This window comes from Azospirillum griseum (assembly GCF_003966125.1).
In the GTDB taxonomy this organism is placed as follows: Bacteria; Pseudomonadota; Alphaproteobacteria; order Azospirillales; family Azospirillaceae; genus Azospirillum; species Azospirillum griseum.
The window spans coordinates 148,057-164,920 of record NZ_RXMA01000011.1 but is presented as its reverse complement, the minus strand read 5'-3'; the positions used below and the strand labels follow the sequence as shown (position 1 = coordinate 164,920).

The window sequence follows — 16,864 nt, the reverse complement described above, 5'->3', positions numbered from 1 at the left end:
TCGACCCAGCTCCCGCCATAAGGGCCGACATACAGAATCCATTTCAACGAACGCTGCTACTCATCTTTTCCAAATGCGATTCCCGTGGGCGCGTTCCTGCGCGACCGCGCCATGACGCAGGGTCAGAGCGGGGTTGCCGGGCCGTCTGCCCCAGACTCCAGCCCGGCGACCTCCAGCCCGGCGACCGTGGCCAGCCAGCGCGGCAGGTCATCGACCTGATGGTCGATGTGCTGGCCGTCCTCGACCCCGGCGCGTTCGTAATCCTTCTCCCCGCGCAGCCACACCGTGGTCATGCCCAGCGCGTGGGCGGGGGCCAGGTTGCGGGCGATGTCCTCGACCATGCAGGCCCGCGCCGGGTCGATGCCGTGGCGGGCGATCAGGTCGGCGTAGGGGCGCGGATCGGGCTTTGGCCGGTAATCGGCGGTGACGATGTCGTAGATTGCCTCGAACCGGTCCAGCACACCCAGCCGCCCGGCCACATTCTCCGCGTGGCGGGTGGAGCCGTTGGTGTAGATGACCTTGCGCCCCGGCAGCCGGTCCAACGCGGCGATCAGCAGGGCGGAGGGCTGCACGGAGCTGACGTCGATGTCGTGGACATAGTCCATGTAATCGATGGGATCGACCCGGTGTTCAGCCATCAACCCGTTCAGGGTGGTCCCATACTCGCGGAAGAACCGCTTTTGCTGAAGCCGTGCCTGTTCGAACGGGATGTCGAAATGGCGGGCGATGTACTCGCCGATGCGGCGATCCACCTGGGCGAACAGGTTGCAGGAGGCGGGGTAAAGCGTGTTGTCGAGGTCGAAGATCCAAACCCCGGTGTCACGCAGGCCGACAAGGCTGGGAGATGCGGTCATGGCGCAACAATGGAGCCTGTCCCGCCCGGCGGCAAGGCGGTTTCCTGCGTTTTCCCCGGATGCGATGGTTGATTGAAGATTAACCAGCAAGGCGGTAGCATGGCCGACGCTACGACCGCTCGCACTTTTACGTTTTATCCTCTATCGGTTTTTCTCACAGCGAGACCTGCTCCCACCCAGATCCTTCTCCACAACAGAGACCACCGTGGATCTTCCCTTGGCCACCGCGTCCCCCTCCGCTCAAGACCCCGTCGGCGTTGCCGCGCTGATCGCCACCTATCCCGGCCCGGCTCTGCGGCTGGGTGCGGACATGGCGGTGGCCGACGCGAACGCCGAGGCTGAAGACCTGCTGGACGCCGACCCGCGTTGGTTGCCCGCGCTGATCGGTTGGTTGACTGGGGCCAGCGTTGCGCCGGGATTGCGGTCGGTCCCGGTCGAATCGGCGCGGGGGATCATGATCGTCGAATGGGCTGGGGTGCCCCAGACCGATGGCGGATTCCTTCTGCTGGGACGCGATGACACGCTCGAACGTCAACTGCGCCACACGCTGACCGAATCGCGGCGGCGCTACAAGGATCTGGTGGAGGTGTCGTCCGACTTCGCCTGGGAAACCGGGCCGGACGGCAGCTTTGTCTTCGTCACAAACCGGGGTGCCCTGGGGTACGACGCCGACAGTCTGATCGGGCGCGATCCGCGCAGTCTGGCGCTTGACGAATGGGGCGACCTGCCGTTGCCCTTCGACAGCCGCCGTCCGGTCGATCAAAGCGAATTGTGGCTGAAGAGCGCGGACGGGACTCCGGCCTGTGTCGTGGCCTCGGCGCTGCCGCTGTTCGGTTCGCAAGGGGAATGGTTGGGCGCGCGCGGGGTGTGCCGTGACGTCACCGATCAGGTCTTGCGCTCGGCGGAGTTGGCGCGGGTGCGTAACCGTGAACGGTTGCTTGCCCACATCGTCCACACCCTGCGCGATCGGTTGGACGCGTTCGAAGCGTTGTCGGTGGCCTCGGCGGAAACGGCGCGGGCCTTGACCGCTGACGGTTGCCGCATCTATCGGGCGACCGAAACCCCGGCGGAGGGGGCCGGGTCTGGCAGCGGCCTGACGTTGGTGGCGGAATTCGGGGCTGATCTGGCGCAGGTGGATGTGGATGGTCAGGGCGGCGGCGAAGACGCGTTGCGCCCCTTGCTGGATCGCATCGCCGCCAGCGATGGGGTCGTGGTGGAGCGGTTGGGCGATCTGCTGATCATCGGCGAGCGCACCGAGCACCGGCAGGCGCTGAACGGGGCGGTTTTGCTGTGGCGTGGTGACAACGCCGAGCCGTGGGACGAGGAAGACCTGCATCTGTTGTCCGGTGTGGCCGACCACATCGGCATCGCGCACGCCCATCTGGCCTATCAGGAGCGGCTGCGCCGTCTGTCGGAGCGCGATGGGCTGACCGGCCTGTTCAACCGCCGCACCTTCTTCGAGCGGCTGGAGGAGAGCCTCGCCCGTCCCGACAGCGGAGCGTCGGCCTTGCTCTACGTCGATCTCGACAATTTCAAGGCGGTCAACGACCTGCACGGCCACCAGCAGGGCGACGCGGTGCTGAAGGCCATCGGGACCCTGCTGTCCACCGGTGTGCGGCCTGGCGATGTGCCGGGGCGTTTGGGTGGTGACGAGTTTGTGTTGTGGCTGGGCCGTGCCGATGAGGCGCAGGCCAAGCGGGTGGCCGAACGCCTGCTGTCCGGCATGGTTGGTCTTGCCCACTTGTCGGCCAGCCCGGAAAAGCCGCTGGGCCTGTCCATCGGCATCGCCGTTCATGTTCCGGGCCGGGGCGAAACGGTGCGGGAGTTGACCGACCGCGCCGACGTTGCCATGTACGCGGCCAAGAAAAGCGGCAAGGGCCATTACGCCTTGGCCCCGGCCTATGAACCGTCTTCCTCCACCACCGTCGCGGAGGCGTCGCCGTGACCTTGCGACCCGAACAGCTCGATCCCGCCGATTACGAGGCCGCCAAACAGATGGTGCGCAGCGCCGACCCGGCGGTGCGCCGCAAGGTGGCTGAGCATCCCAAGACACGGCCGGAGCTGTTGTATTTCCTGGCCGCCGACGCGGCGGCGGAGGTGCGGCGCGCCATCGCCACCAACGCCGGAACGCCGCGCCAGGCCGACCTGATGCTCGCCAAGGACCGCGAGGTCATGGTGCGCAGCGCGGTGGCCCAGAAGATCGCGCGCCTGATGCCGGAGCTGTCGGCCAACCAGGCCGCGCAGATCGAAAAGCTGACGGTCGAGTGTCTGGAAACCCTGGCGCGCGATCAGGCGACCGAGGTGCGCGGCATTCTGGCCGAAGCGCTGAAGGATCTGCCCAACGCCCCCCATGGCGTCATCAACACGCTGGCCCGCGACGTCGAACTGTCGGTGTGCAGCCCGGTGCTGCTGAATTCCCCGATCCTGACCGACGAGGATCTGGCCGACATCATCATGAAAGGGCCGGTGTCGGGCGCGATGTCGGCCATCGCCAGCCGCCGCAACGTGTCGGCGGCGGTCGCCGACGCCATCGCCCGGTCCGACGACGAGGCGGCGGTCACGGCCCTGCTCGGCAACGCCTCGGCCCAGGTGCGGGAAGACACGCTGGACCGCATTCTGGACCGCGCGCCCCAGCATGAACCGTGGCACGCCCCGTTGGTGCGTCGTCCGCGCCTGCCCGCGCGCGCGGTGGCGCGTCTGGCCAGCTTCGTGGCCGATGGTTTGCTGAAGGTGCTGCAGAACCGCGAAGACCTGGACCCGGCGGCGGCGCGCGAGTTGGCCGAGGCGGTGCGCCAGCGCGTTGGCAAGGCGGCGTCGGGCGGTGGTCCGGTCGATTTCGGCGGCGATCCGGTCGGCGGCCCTGCTGCGGGATCGGACAAGCCGACGGAACGCCCGTCCGACCGGGCGGCACGGCTGTTCAAGGAAGGCAAGCTGACCGAATCCGTCCTGGAAGGGTCGATGGTCGAAGGCGACCGGGCGTTTGTTCTGGCTGGCCTGTCGGAACTGTCGCAGATCCCGGTGGCCATCGTGGATCGCATCATCGGCACCCATGCCCCGCGCGCTGTCACGGCCCTGTGCTGGCGGGCCGGGTTGACCATGCGCTTTGCCCGGCAGGCCCAGTTGCGCTTGGCGCAGATTCCACCCAAGACGGCGCTGAACGCGCGCGACGGGACGCATTACCCGATGAGCGACGATGAAATGCGCTGGCAGTTGGAGTTCTTCGGAGTCGAGGCCAAGGCGTGACCATGACGCGTTCCGTTGCTCGCCGCGCTGTGTTCCGTGCGTTGACGTTCGGTGTTTTTGCCCTGTCGTTGCCCCCGGCTGTGTGGGCCAACACGCCGCCACGGGCGACAGCGGAGGAGCGCGAGGTCGCCGCCGCCTTTGACACTGCCAAGGCGGCTTTGTCTGCCCAGCGGGGGCGCGATGCTGTGCCTTTGCTGTCGCGTGCCTCGGTCAAGGCGCTGGAGTCGGTGCGCAACGCCGCACGAGCGCCAGGGGATTCGGCACTGGATCGGCTGGAACCCGCCGAACGCTTCGCCGCCATGGGGCTGCGCCGTTATCTGGGACCGGCGGAGTTGCGCCGCATGTCGGTGGGCGACATTGCCGATCACGCGCTGAAGCAGGGTTGGCTTGGCCCCAACATCATCGCCCGCAGCGCGCTGGGGCCGGTGCGGGTCAAGGGCGATCACGCTTCAGGTCTGCTGATGGTGGACAACCGCCCGGCGTTGGTTCCCGCCGATTTCGTCCGCGAAGGCGGGGCGTGGCGGATCGATCTGGCCAATGTCTTCTCCTTTGGCAGCCAAATGCTGAAGGGCTTTGCCGCCATGTCCGGCAAATCCGAAACCGCCTACATCACCGATCTGCTGGACAAGCTGCCACCAGGGTCCGCCGCGTTGATGAAGCGCTGAGGCGCGTGGTCAATCCCACAGAGCCGTTGCGGGGAATCCGGCCTTTGCGCTAGGATTCGCGGGCGCTGAGGATTGTTGGTGCCCACCATGACCGCGCCCATTGGCGATTCGCCCCCCATGCCCCATCTTGCCACCGATTCACCGCCGCTGCGGCGCGTGCCCTGTGGCGTGCGTTTGCGCGACGCGGTGGTGGCGCTGGCCGCCGCGCGGGGGACCGATGCGGGGGCGCTGGCGCGGGCGGCGACTCTGCTGTTGCCGGACGGGGCCGAGGATCCGGGGGATCACGACGCCGACGGGGCTGCCGTTCTGACGCTGTGCGCCTCTGTCACCGGCAGCGACGCGGCGGTCCGTCGGGCTTTGGCCGCCGCTGTGGCGCTGGCCGATCCGGGATTCCGGGTCATGCCCGCCGGGGATGTCGGGCGGCTGGAGGCGGCGGTGGAAACGCTGGGCTACCGCAACAAGGCGTTGGCGCACGCGCTGCAACGCCTGTCCTTCCAACCGCTGGATGGCCGCATCACCGAGGTGCGCGACGCCGCCCTGATGTTCGGTTTCGTCAGCGAATGGTGTTTCGACGAGGATCTGGTCCGGCGGCGTTTTCGTGAGTTGGCCCCGGTCTATCACCCCGACACCGGCGTCGTCGCCTGCCGCGAGCGGATGGGGCAGTTGCTCGACGCCCGCAACATCCTGATCCAGCACGTCCGCACCGTCTACCCGTCGGGCGCGTGGGTCTCCCGCCGGGTCTCCTGAACCCGGAGCGTGGCGCGGTTCTGGGTCAGGTCGGCAGGCCGATCGCCTCGGCGGTGTTGGCGTTGTCCAGCGTCGCCCCGTCGAGCGCAGCACCGGTCAGGTCGGCTCCGCTGAGGTCGGCCTCGCTCAGGTTGGCCCCGCGCAAATCCGCGCCCGCGAGATTGGCCCCGGAGAGATTCGCTTTGCGCAGGTCGGCGTTGCGCAGCAGGGCCATGCCCAGCCGGGCGCGTTGCAGGTTGGCGCGCCAGACATGGCCGCTCATCGTTTGGATGTGGACGGGACCGAGTTGCGCCCCGGTCAGGTTGGTGCCGGTCAGGGTGGCGCGTTCCAGATTCACCCCGCGCAGGTCGGCGTTGGTGAAATCGGCCTTGCGCAGATCGGCCAGCGACAGATCGGCGATGGCCATGGACACTCCGGCCAGAGATGCCCCGCGCAAGGTGATGCAATTGAGAATGGCGGCGGACAGATTGACCCCGTCCAATTTGCGGCCCGACAGATCCAGGGTGGACAGATCGGCGCGGGTTCCCTCCTTGCCGCCGCTTTCGATCCAGGCGGCGTGCGCCACCAGCAGGTCGCGCAGATCGTCGTCGGGATTCTCCAGGGGCTTGGCCAGAACCGCCGCCTGCAGGTTGGGCGCGCGCAGCTGCGCGGCGTCCAGAATCGCGCCGATCAGCGTGGCCCCGCTGAAGTTGGTGCGGTTGATGGCACAGCCGGTCATCACCGCGCCCGACAGGGTGGCCCCGGTCAGGTTCGCCTCGGTCAGATCGGCGTCGGTCAGATCGCAGCCGGTCAGGTTCGATCCGGTCAGGTTGGCGCGCATGAATTTGGTGCCGCGCAGCACGGCGTCGGTCAGGTCGGTCTGCATGACGAAGGCGTTGGCGATCTTGGCCCGCGACAGGTCGGCCCCTCGAATGGTCGCCGCTGTCATTTCGGACGTGAGGACGGCGTTCTCGTACTGGTGCGCCGTCATCTCGCCGCTGGAATCATAATGCAGCAGCGTGCCGTCGCGCAGATCAACCTCGACCATCGACGCTTCGGTCAGCACCGCCCCGCGCAAACAGGCCCCGCGCAGATCGGCCCGACGCAAATCGGCGCGCTCCAGATTGGCCAAACGCAGATCGGCGGCGTACAGGTTGGCGTTCGACAGGTTGGCCCCGGTCAAGCGGGCGCTGAACAGCTTGGCCCCCGACAGGTCGGCGTCCGACAGATCAATGCCCGACAGGTCGAGGTGGGACAGGTCGCGCATCTTCAGATTCGCCCGCACACCTCCGGGCTGGCTTTTGCGGAAAGCCAGGTGGCGCAGCAGAATCGCGTTCAACTGACTTTGCGTCAGCTTGGTGCGCGGCGTGTTGGACCCGAAGCCCTGGGCGGACGACATCGCCGGAAACCCTCTTTCATCTGGCGGTCCAGAATGGATGCAAGACGCCAAAAAACAGTTAAGAATCGTAAAGGTGTCACACAACATTCCGCTGACAACCCGGATGTTTCAAGGCTGATTTTGTCGGTGTTGACTCGGGCGCGCCGCTTCTCTATGGTCCGCCAACCTGTCTTCCGCCAAGCCGATAGACCGGGTCCCTGGCCCTATGCCGGGTATCTCCGCCAGTCCGCGAATGTCGCGCACTGGCGCTTTTGCGCTTGTGCGGAAACGGAACCGTTGTTGTGGGATCGACCGACTGATGTTTGAAGGTTTGACCGGCCGTCTGGGCGACATCTTCGACAAGCTGCGCCGCCGTGGCGCGCTGACCGAAGAAGACGTCTCCATGGCGCTGCGCGAGGTTCGCGTGGCGTTGCTGGAGGCTGACGTCGCGCTGCCGGTGGTCAAGCAGTTCGTCACCCAGGTGAAGGAGCGCGCCGTCGGTGTCGAGGTGCTGCGCTCCGTGTCGCCGGGCCAGCAGGTCATCAAGATCGTCCACGACAACCTTGTGGAGATGCTGGGGCAGGGGGTTGACATCAACCTCAACGCCGCCCCGCCGGTTCCCATTCTGATGGTCGGGTTGCAGGGGTCGGGCAAGACCACCAGCACCGCCAAGATCGCCCTGCGGCTGAAGACGAAGGACCGCAAGAAGGTCCTGATGGCCTCGCTGGACGTCCGCCGTCCGGCCGCGCAGGAACAGTTGAAGGTGTTGGGCGAACAGGTTGGCGTCGCCACCCTGCCGATCGTTCCGGGCCAGGACCCCGTCACCATCGCCAAGCGGGCGATGGAAACCGGGCGTCTGGAGGGTTACGACGTCGTCATGCTCGACACCGCCGGTCGCCTGTCGATCGACGAGGAGCTGATGGCGGAGGTCGCGGCGGTTCGCGACGCGACCAGCCCGGTGGAAACCCTGCTGGTCGCCGACGCGATGACCGGCCAGGACGCCGTCACCGTCGCCACCAACTTCAACGACAAGGTCGGCATCACCGGCATCATGCTGACCCGCGTCGATGGCGACGCGCGCGGCGGTGCCGCCCTGTCGATGCGCCAGATCACCGGCAAGCCGATCAAGCTGCTGGGCGTGGGCGAAAAGATCGACGCGCTGGAACCCTTCCACCCCGACCGCGTCGCCGGTCGCATCCTCGGCATGGGCGACGTGGTGTCGCTGGTCGAGAAGGCGGTGGAAACCATCGACAAGGACGAAGCGGAAAAGCTCGCCCGCAAGATGGAAAAGGGCCAGGGCTTTGACCTGGACGACATGGCGATGCAGCTCAAGCAGCTCCGCAAGATGGGCGGGATGTCCGGCCTGATGGGGATGCTGCCCGGCATCGGCAAGATCAAAGAACAGATGAAGGACGCCAACATCGACGACAGCCTGATCAAGCGTCAGGAAGCGATCATCTCGTCGATGACCAAGGCGGAACGCAAGAACCCCGACATCATCAAGGCGTCGCGCCGCAAGCGCATCGCCACCGGCTCCGGCACCTCGGTGCAGGAGGTCAACAAGCTGCTGAAGCAGTTTGAGGGCATGCGCGGGATGATGAAGCAGGTGCAGAAGATGGGCAAGAAGGGGCTGATGCGCCACGGGCTGCAAAGCATTCTGCCAAAGAATTTCCGGGGGCCGTTCTGACCCCCGCGAAGAGGACCCGCGCCACTGGCGCAAGACTGTCAACGTTCTAACAGGAAAGAGTTTCGTCTCATGTCGCTCAAGATTCGTCTGGCCCGTGGTGGTGCGAAGAAGCGTCCGTTCTACGCGATCGTCGTTGCCGACGCCCGCAGCCCGCGCGATGGCCGCTTCATCGAGAAGATCGGCACCTACAACCCGATGCTGCCGCGCGAAAGCGACCAGCGCATCGTTCTGGACGTCGAGCGCGCCAAGCATTGGCTGTCGGTTGGTGGTCAGCCCACCGACCGCGTGGCCCTGTTCCTGGCCAACGCCGGCCTGATCGAGAAGCCCGCCCAGCGCGAGACCCCGAAGAAGTCGGCTCCGAAGGCCAAGGCGCAAGAGCGTCTGAAGGCCGAGGCCGCCGCCCGCGCCGCCGCCGAGGCGTGAGACTGAGCGCCGGGCGATCCAACGATGACCAGCATGATTTGCGTCGGCCAGTTCGCGGGATCGCATGGCGTTCGGGGGCTGGTGAAGCTCCGCAGCTTCACCCAGGACCCCGCCGATGTGGCCGCCTATGGCCCGTTGGCGGATGAAACCGGTGCCCGTCTGTTCAAGGTGACGCTTCAGGGCAAGGTCAAGGATCTGTTCCTGGCCAAGGTCGAGGGCATCACCAACCGCGAACAGGCCCAGGCGCTGGCCGGTGTGCGCCTCCACGTGGATCGTGCCGCCTTGCCGGAGACGGAGGACGACGATTCGTTCTATCACGCGGACCTGATCGGTTTGCGGGCGGAACGGGCCGACGGCAGCCTCTACGGCATGGTGAAGGCGATCTACGATTTCGGGGGCGGCGACGTCCTGGAGATTCGAATCGGTTCGGGGGCCTTGGAGATGTTGCCCTTCTCCAAGGCGTGCGTGCCGGTGGTGGATGTCCGGGGCGGGCGAATCGTTGTTGATCTTCCCACCGTCATCGAAGCCCGCGAGGGCGACGGCGATGGGCCGGAAGATGGGGACGAGGACGCTGAGGATGGTGAGGGGGAGCAGCGGCCGTGAATCACGGCGCGCAAGGCCCCCTGGTCTGGACCGCCAAGGTTCTGACGCTGTTCCCGGAGATGTTTCCGGGGCCACTTGGTCACAGTTTGGCCGGGAAAGCGTTGGAAAATGGAGTCTGGGCGCTGGAATCAGTGGACATTCGCTCGTTCGCGCGCGATAAACACCGCTCCGTCGATGATGCCCCATTCGGCGGAGGGGCCGGTATGGTCATGCGGCCCGACGTCCTCGACGCGGCCTTGACCGCAACGGCTGGACCTGTGGGCGCACCGGGACGCGGTCGGGCGATTTACCTGTCGCCACGCGGGCGGGTGCTGAACCAGGAACTGGTCAAGGAGTTGGTCGCCGCCCCGGTGGTGACGTTGCTCTGCGGTCGGTACGAAGGGGTGGACCAGCGGGTTCTCGACGCGCATGGCCTTGAAGAGGTCAGTCTCGGGGATTTCGTGCTGTCCGGCGGTGAACTCGCCGCGCTGAGCCTGATTGATGCCGTGGTGCGCTTGCTCCCTGGTGTCATGGGCAACGCGGACACGGCGGGGGAAGAGAGTTTCGAGCGGGGATTGCTGGAGTATCCCCACTACACCCGCCCGGCGGTCTGGACCGATGGGCAGGGTGTGGAGCGCGCGGTGCCGGATGTCTTGATGTCCGGCCACCACGGAAAGGTACAGGCCTGGCGCGTCGCCGAGGCGGAGAGGATCACAGAGGCCCGGAGACCGGACCTGTGGTCGCTCTACGAGGCGGAGCGGCGGGCACGGGACGCGAGTGTTACGAACAAGGGTCGACGGCAGGTTCGCCGGCGCGATCCGAAACCGGAGTGACGGTCCGCCGCGAGGCGCACCGATTGAAAAGGATAGTGCAATGAACCTGTTGCAGCAGATCGAGCAGGAACAGATCGAAAAGGCCCTCGGCGGCAAGACCATTCCCGCTTTCTCGCCGGGCGACACCGTCCGCGTGAACGTGAAGGTCGTCGAAGGCACGCGCGAACGCGTCCAGGCCTATGAAGGCGTTGTTATCGCCCGCAAGAACGCTGGTGTGAACTCGTCCTTCACCGTGCGCAAGATCAGCTACGGCGAAGGCGTGGAGCGTGTGTTCCCGCTCTATTCCCCGCGCATCGACTCGCTGGAGCTGGTCCGCAAGGGCGACGTCCGTCGCGCCAAGCTGTACTATCTGCGCGACCTGCGTGGTAAGGCCGCTCGCATCTCCGAGCGCACGACCGGCCACGGCATCACCCCGCGCGCCAGCAAGGCCGCCGCCGCCGAGTAAGGCGGACGGCTGTCGTCGCAGGTTCATCACCCCGGCGTTCGTGACCCCACGGACGCCGGATCGTCCAAGCACCATTCTTTATTAGGGAGTATGCGCCATGAAGCGCACGTTCCAACCCAGCAAAATCGTGCGCAAGCGCCGTCACGGCTTCCGCGCTCGTATGGCGACCGTCGGTGGCCGCAAGGTCATCGCCCGCCGCCGCGCGCGTGGCCGCAAGGTCCTGAGCGCCTAAGGTCGCGATGACGGCGCCGGACCGCGCGGTCGGGCGCCTGATGCGCCGGCCGGAGTTTCTGGCCGTGGCTGGGACACGGCGCAAGCATGTGGCGCCCGGCCTGATTCTCCAGGTGCGTCAGCACGACGAACGACAGCGGCCCGCCCCCGGCGAGCCGCTTGTTCGCGTTGGGCTGACGGCAAGCCGCAAGGTGGGCAACGCGGTTGTGCGCAACCGCGCCCGCCGCCGGTTGCGCGAGGCGGCCCGACAGATCCTTCCCGTTTACGCGGTCCCCGGGCATGATTTTGTCCTGGTGGCGCGCGCAACCACGGCGGAACGGCCGTGGGCCGATCTGCTTGGCGATCTGCTCGCCGGGCTGAAGCGCCTTGGCCTGTTGGTGGGGCCGCTTCCCGCCAAGGCCACGCTGGTCACGCCGGGCGCGCCCAAGCTCCGCCCGGGTGAACCCGCAACGACCGAACCCGCCCAACCGCAGCCAACCCCACCCGAGTCGGGCCGGTCGGAGGGGGCGGACCCAGCGTCGTTGAGTCCGCTGGCATGAGTCCGCTGGCCCATGGGCTGCGCGCCCTGGTCTATCTCTACCGCTGGACGCTGTCGCCCTTCGTCGGCTGGCATTGCCGGTTTCAACCGACCTGCTCCCATTACGCCATCGAAGCGCTGGAACGCCACGGGGCCATCCGTGGATCCTGGCTGACCCTGCGCCGTCTGGGGCGCTGCCATCCCTGGGGCGGGTCGGGCTATGACCCGGTGCCGGGAACGGCCTCCCGCCCGGTGGATCGGGGGTGTGATGGCGGCGGACACGCCGATGCCACACAGGCGGCTGTTGCCGCGCACCGCGAAAACCCGTAATCAAGGCCGCGCACACGCCGCCCTTCTTCAAAAGGCCTCACGGCAACCGGGACGCCATGAACGACCAACGCAACCTCATCCTCGCGATTGCCCTGTCGATCGCCATCCTGCTCGGCTTCCAATATTTTTACGAGAAGCCCCGGATGGAGCAGCAGAAGCAGCTCGCCGCCCAGCAGGCCGCGCAGGCGGAACTGTCCGTGCCGAAGCCGGTTCCGGGGGCCATCCCCGGCAGCCCGGCGCTGCCCGGACAGATCCCCGGTGCCGCAACCGACGCGGCGGTCAAGGACCGCGCCACGCTGGTGGCCGAACAGGTTGCCGCCGGTGGCCGCGTGAAGATCGACACGCCGTCGCTCCACGGTTCGGTCAACCTGACCGGCGGTCGCATCGACGACCTGACGCTGGCGACCTATCACGAAACGCCCGATCCCAAGAGCGCGGAAATCGTGCTGCTGGCCCCGGCCGGGACCGCGCAGGCCTATTACGCTGAATTCGGCTGGGTGCCGGAGGATCGCGCCGTCGCCATTCCCACCGACAAGACGGTGTGGACCGCGTCGGCCACCATTCTGACCCCGGCCCAGCCGCTGACGCTGACCTGGAACAACGGCCAGGGGCTGGTCTTCACCCGCAAGGTCGCGGTGGACAATGATTTCATGTTCACGGTCACGCAGACCGTGACCAACACCGGGACCACCCCGGTCCGCCTGATGCCCTACAGCCTGGTGTCGCGCAGCGGCACCCCGCAGACCTCCGGCTATTACATTCTGCACGAAGGCCCGCTCGGCGTGTTCGACGGCAAGCTGTCGGAAAAGAGCTACGAGGACCTGCGCAAGAAGGGCAAGGAGGAGGTCTCCACGACCGGCGGCTGGATCGGCATCACCGACAAATATTGGTTGGTCTCGCTGGTTCCCGACCAAAAGGAAAAAGTGACCGCCCGTTACCTGCACAGCACCGTCGGCGTCACCGACCGCTACCAGACCGACACGCTGGGCGCGGTGGTCGAGGTGGCTCCGGGGGCGACGGTGGAGCAGACCGGGCGTCTGTTCGCCGGGGCCAAGCAGGTCAAGCTGCTGGACGCCTACGCCGACAAGCTGGGCATCACCAACTTCGATCTCGCGATTGATTTCGGCTGGTTCTATTTCCTGACCAAGCCCTTCTTCTACGCGTTGGATTTCTTCGCCCACGTCATCGGCAATTTCGGCATCGCCATCCTGATGCTGACCATCTGCGTCAAGGCCGTCTTCTTCCCGCTTGCCAACAAGTCCTATCAGGCGATGAGCAAGATGAAGGGGCTTCAGCCGAAGATGCAGGAGCTGCGCGAGAAGTTCGGCGACGATCAGGCCCGGATGAATCAGGAGCTGATGGCGCTGTACAAGCGCGAGAAGGTCTCCCCGGTGTCGGGCTGCTTGCCGATCCTCATCCAGATTCCGGTCTTCTTCGCGCTCTACAAGGTGCTGTTCGTCACCATCGAAATGCGGCACGCGCCGTTCTTCGGCTGGATCCACGATCTGTCCTCGCCCGATCCGACGACCTTGTTCAACCTGTTCGGCCTGATCCCGTGGGATCCGCCCGCCATGCTGCATCTCGGCCTGTGGCCGATCATCATGGGCGTGACGATGTGGCTGCAACAGAAGATGAACCCGGCCCCGCCGGACCCGGTGCAGCAGAAGGTGTTCCAGTTCCTCCCCATCGTCTTCACCTTCATGCTGGCCAGCTTCCCGGCCGGTCTGGTGATCTACTGGGCCTGGAACAACCTGCTGTCGGTGGCCCAGCAGTGGATGATCATGCGCCGCATGGGCGTCAAGGTCTGACCCTGATCCGCGCACCCCTCTCCCGCACCTTGCGGGGGAGGGTGGCCCGTTCGGGCCGGGGGAGGGGACACCGGGTTTTGCGGCACTCCTCTCCCGCGCCGCACCACCCACAACCCTTCACCCATCCCACGCCGTCCGCGTGGGCGTCCCGCCCCCCGCTGGCGGGGCTTTGCACAAGGCAACCGCCATGACCATCCCGACCAAACACAGCATCATTTCCGGTTTTGACGAAGCCGAGCTGGAAGCGGGGCGGCTGCTGTTCGCCAAGGAATGCGATTTCGTGTGGGGCGCGGACGCCCTGAACCAATTGCCGGAAGCCGATCTGCCGGAGGTCGCCTTTGCCGGGCGGTCCAACGTCGGCAAATCCAGCCTGGTCAACGCGCTGACCGGGCGCAAGACGCTGGCCCGTACCTCCAACACGCCGGGCCGCACGCAGCAGCTCAATTTCTTCAATCTGGGCAACCGGCTGAAGCTGGTGGACATGCCCGGTTACGGTTACGCCAAGGAATCCAAGGAAAAGGTCGAGGCGTGGAACGACATGGTCCGCCGTTTCCTGCGCGGCCGCGTCACCTTGCAGCGCGCGTTGGTGCTGGTCGATTCGCGCCACGGCCTGAAGCCGAACGACCATGAGATCATGGACATGCTCGACCGCACCGCCGTGCCCTACGTCGTCGTGCTGACCAAGATCGACAAGATCAAGCCCTCGGGCATTGATGGCCTGCGCCGCGCCACGGAAGAGGCGTTGAAGAAGCACCCGGCGGCCTTCCCGGACATCCACGCGACCAGTTCGGAGGAGAACATCGGCATCGCCGAACTGCGCGCCAGCCTCGCCAAGCTCGCCGCCGCGTGATCGGGTGCCGCCGGTGTTCCCGTCGCTGTCCCTGACGCCGACGCTGCTGTTTCTGATCCAGGCGCTGTTGCTGATCGCCGGGCCGTTTCTGGTCTGGCGGTTGGCCGGGGCGCGGCGCATCGCGCCGATGGTGGTCATCCAAATTCTGGCCGGGATCGCGCTGGGGCCGTCGGTGCTGGGGCAGTTCGCCCCCGGCCTGTGGTCGGCCCTGTTCGCCCCGGCGGCTCTGGCCCCGCTGTCCGGTCTGGCGCTGCTGGCCGTGCTGTTCTTCGCCTTTCTGACCGGCCTGCACCTCGACCCGGCGGAGTTTCGCGGGCGGGGCCGCGCCTTTGCCGGGGTGGCCTTGTCCAGCATGGTCGTGCCGACCCTGTTGGGTGGGGCGGTCGGCTGGTGGCTGGCCGGGGCCTTTCCCGGCATGACCGGGCCGCGCGCCACGCCGGGCCTGTTCGCCGCCGGATTCGGCGTGTGCATCGGGGTGACGGCGCTGCCGGTTCTGGGCGCGATCCTGCGGGAAATGGGACTGCTGAACGACCGGATCGGCCGTTTGGCGTTGGGCTGCGCGGCGGTGAACGACGCGCTGCTGTGGCTGCTGATGACCGGGGTGCTGGCCTGGGCGGCGGGGGGATCGGGCGCGGCGGTGGCGGTGGTGGCCGCCTTGGGCTTTGCCTATGTCGGCGTCACCGAACTGGTGGCCCGCCCGGTTCTGGCCCGGCTGATGGACCGGGTGGCCCCCGGTGGCGAGATCGGCGACATGGCGGTCGTTGTCACCTGCGCGGCGCTGCTGGCATCCGCCGCCATCACCGAAGCGATCGGGCTGCATTATATCCTTGGGGCGTTCGTCGCCGGTACCGCCATGCCGCGTCGGCTGGCGGCGGCGATCCTGGCCCGGTTGGAGCATTTTGCCACCCTGATCCTGCTGCCCTTCTTCTTCACGTTGACCGGGTTGAAGGTGACGCTGGATCTGGGCGACCCGGCGCAGTGGGCGGTGTTCGCGCTTGCCTGCGCCGTCACGCTGGTGGGCAAGCTGGCGGGCACGGCGCTGCCGGCGCGGATGAGCGGGGAGGGCTGGCGCGACGCCCTGCGGCTGGGCGCGCTGATGCCGTGCAAGGGCTTGATGGAGGTCATTGTTCTGACAATCCTGCTCGACGCCGGGGTGCTGTCGACCGCCTGTTTCTCGGCGATGGTGCTGATGGCGGTGGCGGTGACGGCGCTGACCCAACCGATGACCCGGCTGGTGGAACGCTGGCCGACACCCCGCTTTTGTGACCAAAAAATTGCCCCCTAGGCAACGGCGTGGGCTTTCCGTTAAAGAAGCCCCACTGTCCATCCCGACAAAGGGAACCTGCCGTGTCGAATCCGACCCGTGACGAGTGGCTGACCAAGGCCCGCACCCTGTCCGAGGCGCTCCCCTACATGCGCCGCTACGCCGGAAGCACCTTTGTCATCAAGTATGGCGGGCACGCCATGGGTGACGCCGCGCTGGCCGAACTGTTCGCCCGCGACATCGTGCTGTTGAAGCAGGTTGGCATCAACCCGGTGGTCGTCCATGGCGGCGGCCCGCAGATCGGGCAGATGCTGGACCGCCTGAAGATCCAGTCGAGCTTCATCGACGGCCTGCGCGTCACCGACAAGGCGACGGTCGAGGTGGTCGAAATGGTGCTGGCCGGGTCGATCAACAAGCAGATCGTCGCCGCCATCAACAGCGCGGGCGGCCGCGCCGTCGGCCTGTCGGGCAAGGACAGCAACCTCATCACCGCCCGCCGGTTGGAGCGCGTGCAGCGCGACCCCGACAGCCACATTGAAAAGGTGCTGGATCTGGGCTTCGTCGGGGAACCGCACAAGGTCAACCCGGAGATCCTGAACGCGCTCGCCAAGTCGGACATCATCCCGGTGATCGCGCCGGTCGGCTTCGACGACAAGGGCGACACCTACAACATCAACGCCGACACGGCGGCGGGTGCGGTGGCGGCGGAGTTGAAGGCCGCGCGCTTCTTCCTGCTGACCGACGTCGCCGGGGTGCTCGACAAGAACAAGACCCTGATCGACAACATGACCCTGGAGTCCGCGCGCGAGGCGATCGCCGACGGCACGGCCCAGGGCGGCATGATCCCGAAGATCGAAACCTGCATCGACGCCGTCGAAAAGGGCGTCGAGGCGGCGGTGATCCTCGACGGGCGCGTGCCGCACGCCCTGTTGCTGGAGATCTTCACCGAGGGCGGTGTCGGGACCCTGATCGGGCGCGGCTGATCGCGCTATATTGCGCAGGAGACCCGCATCACCGCCGAGGCCCAC

General features: G+C 66.8%; 18 protein-coding genes. 16 read left to right on the top strand and 2 right to left on the bottom strand.

Annotated elements, in window-relative coordinates:
- Positions 1-122: 122 nt before the first annotated feature.
- Positions 123-854 (bottom strand): pyrimidine 5'-nucleotidase, encoded by a 732-nt coding sequence (locus tag EJ903_RS13775; RefSeq protein WP_126616273.1) that lies wholly within the window; start codon positions 852-854, stop codon positions 123-125.
- Between the two features lie 205 nt (positions 855-1,059).
- Between EJ903_RS13775 and EJ903_RS13770 the strand changes: the two genes are divergently transcribed.
- From EJ903_RS13770 to EJ903_RS13755, 4 genes are all read left to right on the top strand, one after another.
- The gene (locus tag EJ903_RS13770; protein ID WP_126616271.1) at positions 1,060-2,799 is read left to right on the top strand and encodes a sensor domain-containing diguanylate cyclase; all 1,740 of its coding nucleotides are present in this window, start codon (positions 1,060-1,062) and stop codon (positions 2,797-2,799) included.
- Positions 2,796-4,097: a DUF2336 domain-containing protein gene (locus EJ903_RS13765; protein ID WP_246015551.1), complete on the top strand. Its 1,302-nt coding sequence runs from the start codon at positions 2,796-2,798 to the stop codon at positions 4,095-4,097. The genes EJ903_RS13770 and EJ903_RS13765 overlap by 4 nt, the downstream gene beginning before the upstream one ends.
- 2 nt (positions 4,098-4,099) lie before the next feature.
- Positions 4,100-4,762, top strand: a complete 663-nt coding sequence (locus tag EJ903_RS13760; RefSeq protein WP_126616268.1) for a hypothetical protein — start codon at positions 4,100-4,102, stop codon at positions 4,760-4,762.
- Between the two features lie 87 nt (positions 4,763-4,849).
- Positions 4,850-5,509: a J domain-containing protein gene (locus tag EJ903_RS13755; protein WP_246015549.1), complete on the top strand. Its 660-nt coding sequence runs from the start codon at positions 4,850-4,852 to the stop codon at positions 5,507-5,509.
- Between the two features lie 25 nt (positions 5,510-5,534).
- On the opposite strand, the gene EJ903_RS13750 is transcribed toward EJ903_RS13755, so the two are convergent.
- Positions 5,535-6,887, bottom strand: coding sequence for a pentapeptide repeat-containing protein (locus EJ903_RS13750; RefSeq protein ID WP_126616265.1), 1,353 nt, complete (start codon positions 6,885-6,887; stop codon positions 5,535-5,537).
- A 298-nt stretch (positions 6,888-7,185) separates the two neighbouring features.
- Between EJ903_RS13750 and ffh the strand changes: the two genes are divergently transcribed.
- From ffh to argB, 12 genes are all read left to right on the top strand, one after another.
- Positions 7,186-8,553: a signal recognition particle protein gene (ffh, locus tag EJ903_RS13745; protein WP_126616262.1), complete on the top strand. Its 1,368-nt coding sequence runs from the start codon at positions 7,186-7,188 to the stop codon at positions 8,551-8,553.
- Positions 8,554-8,622: 69 nt separating this feature from the next.
- Positions 8,623-8,976, top strand: coding sequence for a 30S ribosomal protein S16 (rpsP, locus tag EJ903_RS13740; protein ID WP_126616259.1), 354 nt, complete (start codon positions 8,623-8,625; stop codon positions 8,974-8,976).
- Positions 8,977-9,000: 24 nt separating this feature from the next.
- A complete protein-coding gene (rimM, locus tag EJ903_RS13735) occupies positions 9,001-9,579 on the top strand; it encodes a ribosome maturation factor RimM (protein ID WP_126616256.1) in 579 nt (192 codons plus the stop codon).
- Positions 9,576-10,391 (top strand): tRNA (guanosine(37)-N1)-methyltransferase TrmD, encoded by an 816-nt coding sequence (trmD, locus tag EJ903_RS13730; RefSeq protein ID WP_126616253.1) that lies wholly within the window; start codon positions 9,576-9,578, stop codon positions 10,389-10,391. Before rimM ends, trmD begins: the two co-directional genes overlap by 4 nt.
- A 40-nt stretch (positions 10,392-10,431) precedes the next feature.
- On the top strand, positions 10,432-10,836 hold the full coding sequence (gene rplS, locus EJ903_RS13725) for a 50S ribosomal protein L19 (protein ID WP_126616250.1): 405 nt from the start codon (positions 10,432-10,434) through the stop codon (positions 10,834-10,836).
- 97 nt (positions 10,837-10,933) lie between these two features.
- Complete coding sequence (rpmH, locus tag EJ903_RS13720) at positions 10,934-11,068, top strand: 50S ribosomal protein L34 (protein WP_012973146.1); 135 nt, start codon at positions 10,934-10,936, stop codon at positions 11,066-11,068.
- A 7-nt stretch (positions 11,069-11,075) separates the two neighbouring features.
- On the top strand, positions 11,076-11,606 hold the full coding sequence (gene rnpA / locus EJ903_RS13715) for a ribonuclease P protein component (RefSeq protein WP_126616247.1): 531 nt from the start codon (positions 11,076-11,078) through the stop codon (positions 11,604-11,606).
- A complete protein-coding gene (gene yidD / locus EJ903_RS13710; protein ID WP_126616245.1) occupies positions 11,603-11,914 on the top strand; it encodes a membrane protein insertion efficiency factor YidD in 312 nt (103 codons plus the stop codon). Before rnpA ends, yidD begins: the two co-directional genes overlap by 4 nt.
- 56 nt (positions 11,915-11,970) lie before the next feature.
- Entirely contained in the window at positions 11,971-13,722 is a 1,752-nt protein-coding gene (yidC, locus tag EJ903_RS13705) for a membrane protein insertase YidC (protein WP_126616242.1), read from the top strand.
- Between the two features lie 187 nt (positions 13,723-13,909).
- On the top strand, positions 13,910-14,572 hold the full coding sequence (gene yihA / locus EJ903_RS13700; protein ID WP_126616239.1) for a ribosome biogenesis GTP-binding protein YihA/YsxC: 663 nt from the start codon (positions 13,910-13,912) through the stop codon (positions 14,570-14,572).
- A 13-nt stretch (positions 14,573-14,585) separates the two neighbouring features.
- On the top strand, positions 14,586-15,857 hold the full coding sequence (locus tag EJ903_RS13695) for a cation:proton antiporter domain-containing protein (RefSeq protein ID WP_246015546.1): 1,272 nt from the start codon (positions 14,586-14,588) through the stop codon (positions 15,855-15,857).
- A 62-nt stretch (positions 15,858-15,919) separates the two neighbouring features.
- Positions 15,920-16,819, top strand: a complete 900-nt coding sequence (argB, locus tag EJ903_RS13690) for an acetylglutamate kinase (RefSeq protein WP_126616237.1) — start codon at positions 15,920-15,922, stop codon at positions 16,817-16,819.
- The last annotated feature ends 45 nt before the right edge of the window (positions 16,820-16,864 follow it).

Coding starts and splice junctions, on each gene's coding strand:
- EJ903_RS13760 (WP_126616268.1), top strand. CDS start 4,100: ATGACGCGTTCCGTTGCTCGCCGCGCTGTGTTCCGTGCGTTGACGTTC.
- rplS (WP_126616250.1), top strand. CDS start 10,432: ATGAACCTGTTGCAGCAGATCGAGCAGGAACAGATCGAAAAGGCCCTC.
- rimM (WP_126616256.1), top strand. CDS start 9,001: ATGACCAGCATGATTTGCGTCGGCCAGTTCGCGGGATCGCATGGCGTT.
- rpsP (WP_126616259.1), top strand. CDS start 8,623: ATGTCGCTCAAGATTCGTCTGGCCCGTGGTGGTGCGAAGAAGCGTCCG.
- rpmH (WP_012973146.1), top strand. CDS start 10,934: ATGAAGCGCACGTTCCAACCCAGCAAAATCGTGCGCAAGCGCCGTCAC.
- yihA (WP_126616239.1), top strand. CDS start 13,910: ATGACCATCCCGACCAAACACAGCATCATTTCCGGTTTTGACGAAGCC.
- EJ903_RS13775 (WP_126616273.1), bottom strand. CDS start 854: ATGACCGCATCTCCCAGCCTTGTCGGCCTGCGTGACACCGGGGTTTGG.
- rnpA (WP_126616247.1), top strand. CDS start 11,076: ATGACGGCGCCGGACCGCGCGGTCGGGCGCCTGATGCGCCGGCCGGAG.
- yidC (WP_126616242.1), top strand. CDS start 11,971: ATGAACGACCAACGCAACCTCATCCTCGCGATTGCCCTGTCGATCGCC.
- ffh (WP_126616262.1), top strand. CDS start 7,186: ATGTTTGAAGGTTTGACCGGCCGTCTGGGCGACATCTTCGACAAGCTG.
- EJ903_RS13755 (WP_246015549.1), top strand. CDS start 4,850: ATGACCGCGCCCATTGGCGATTCGCCCCCCATGCCCCATCTTGCCACC.
- yidD (WP_126616245.1), top strand. CDS start 11,603: ATGAGTCCGCTGGCCCATGGGCTGCGCGCCCTGGTCTATCTCTACCGC.
- EJ903_RS13750 (WP_126616265.1), bottom strand. CDS start 6,887: ATGTCGTCCGCCCAGGGCTTCGGGTCCAACACGCCGCGCACCAAGCTG.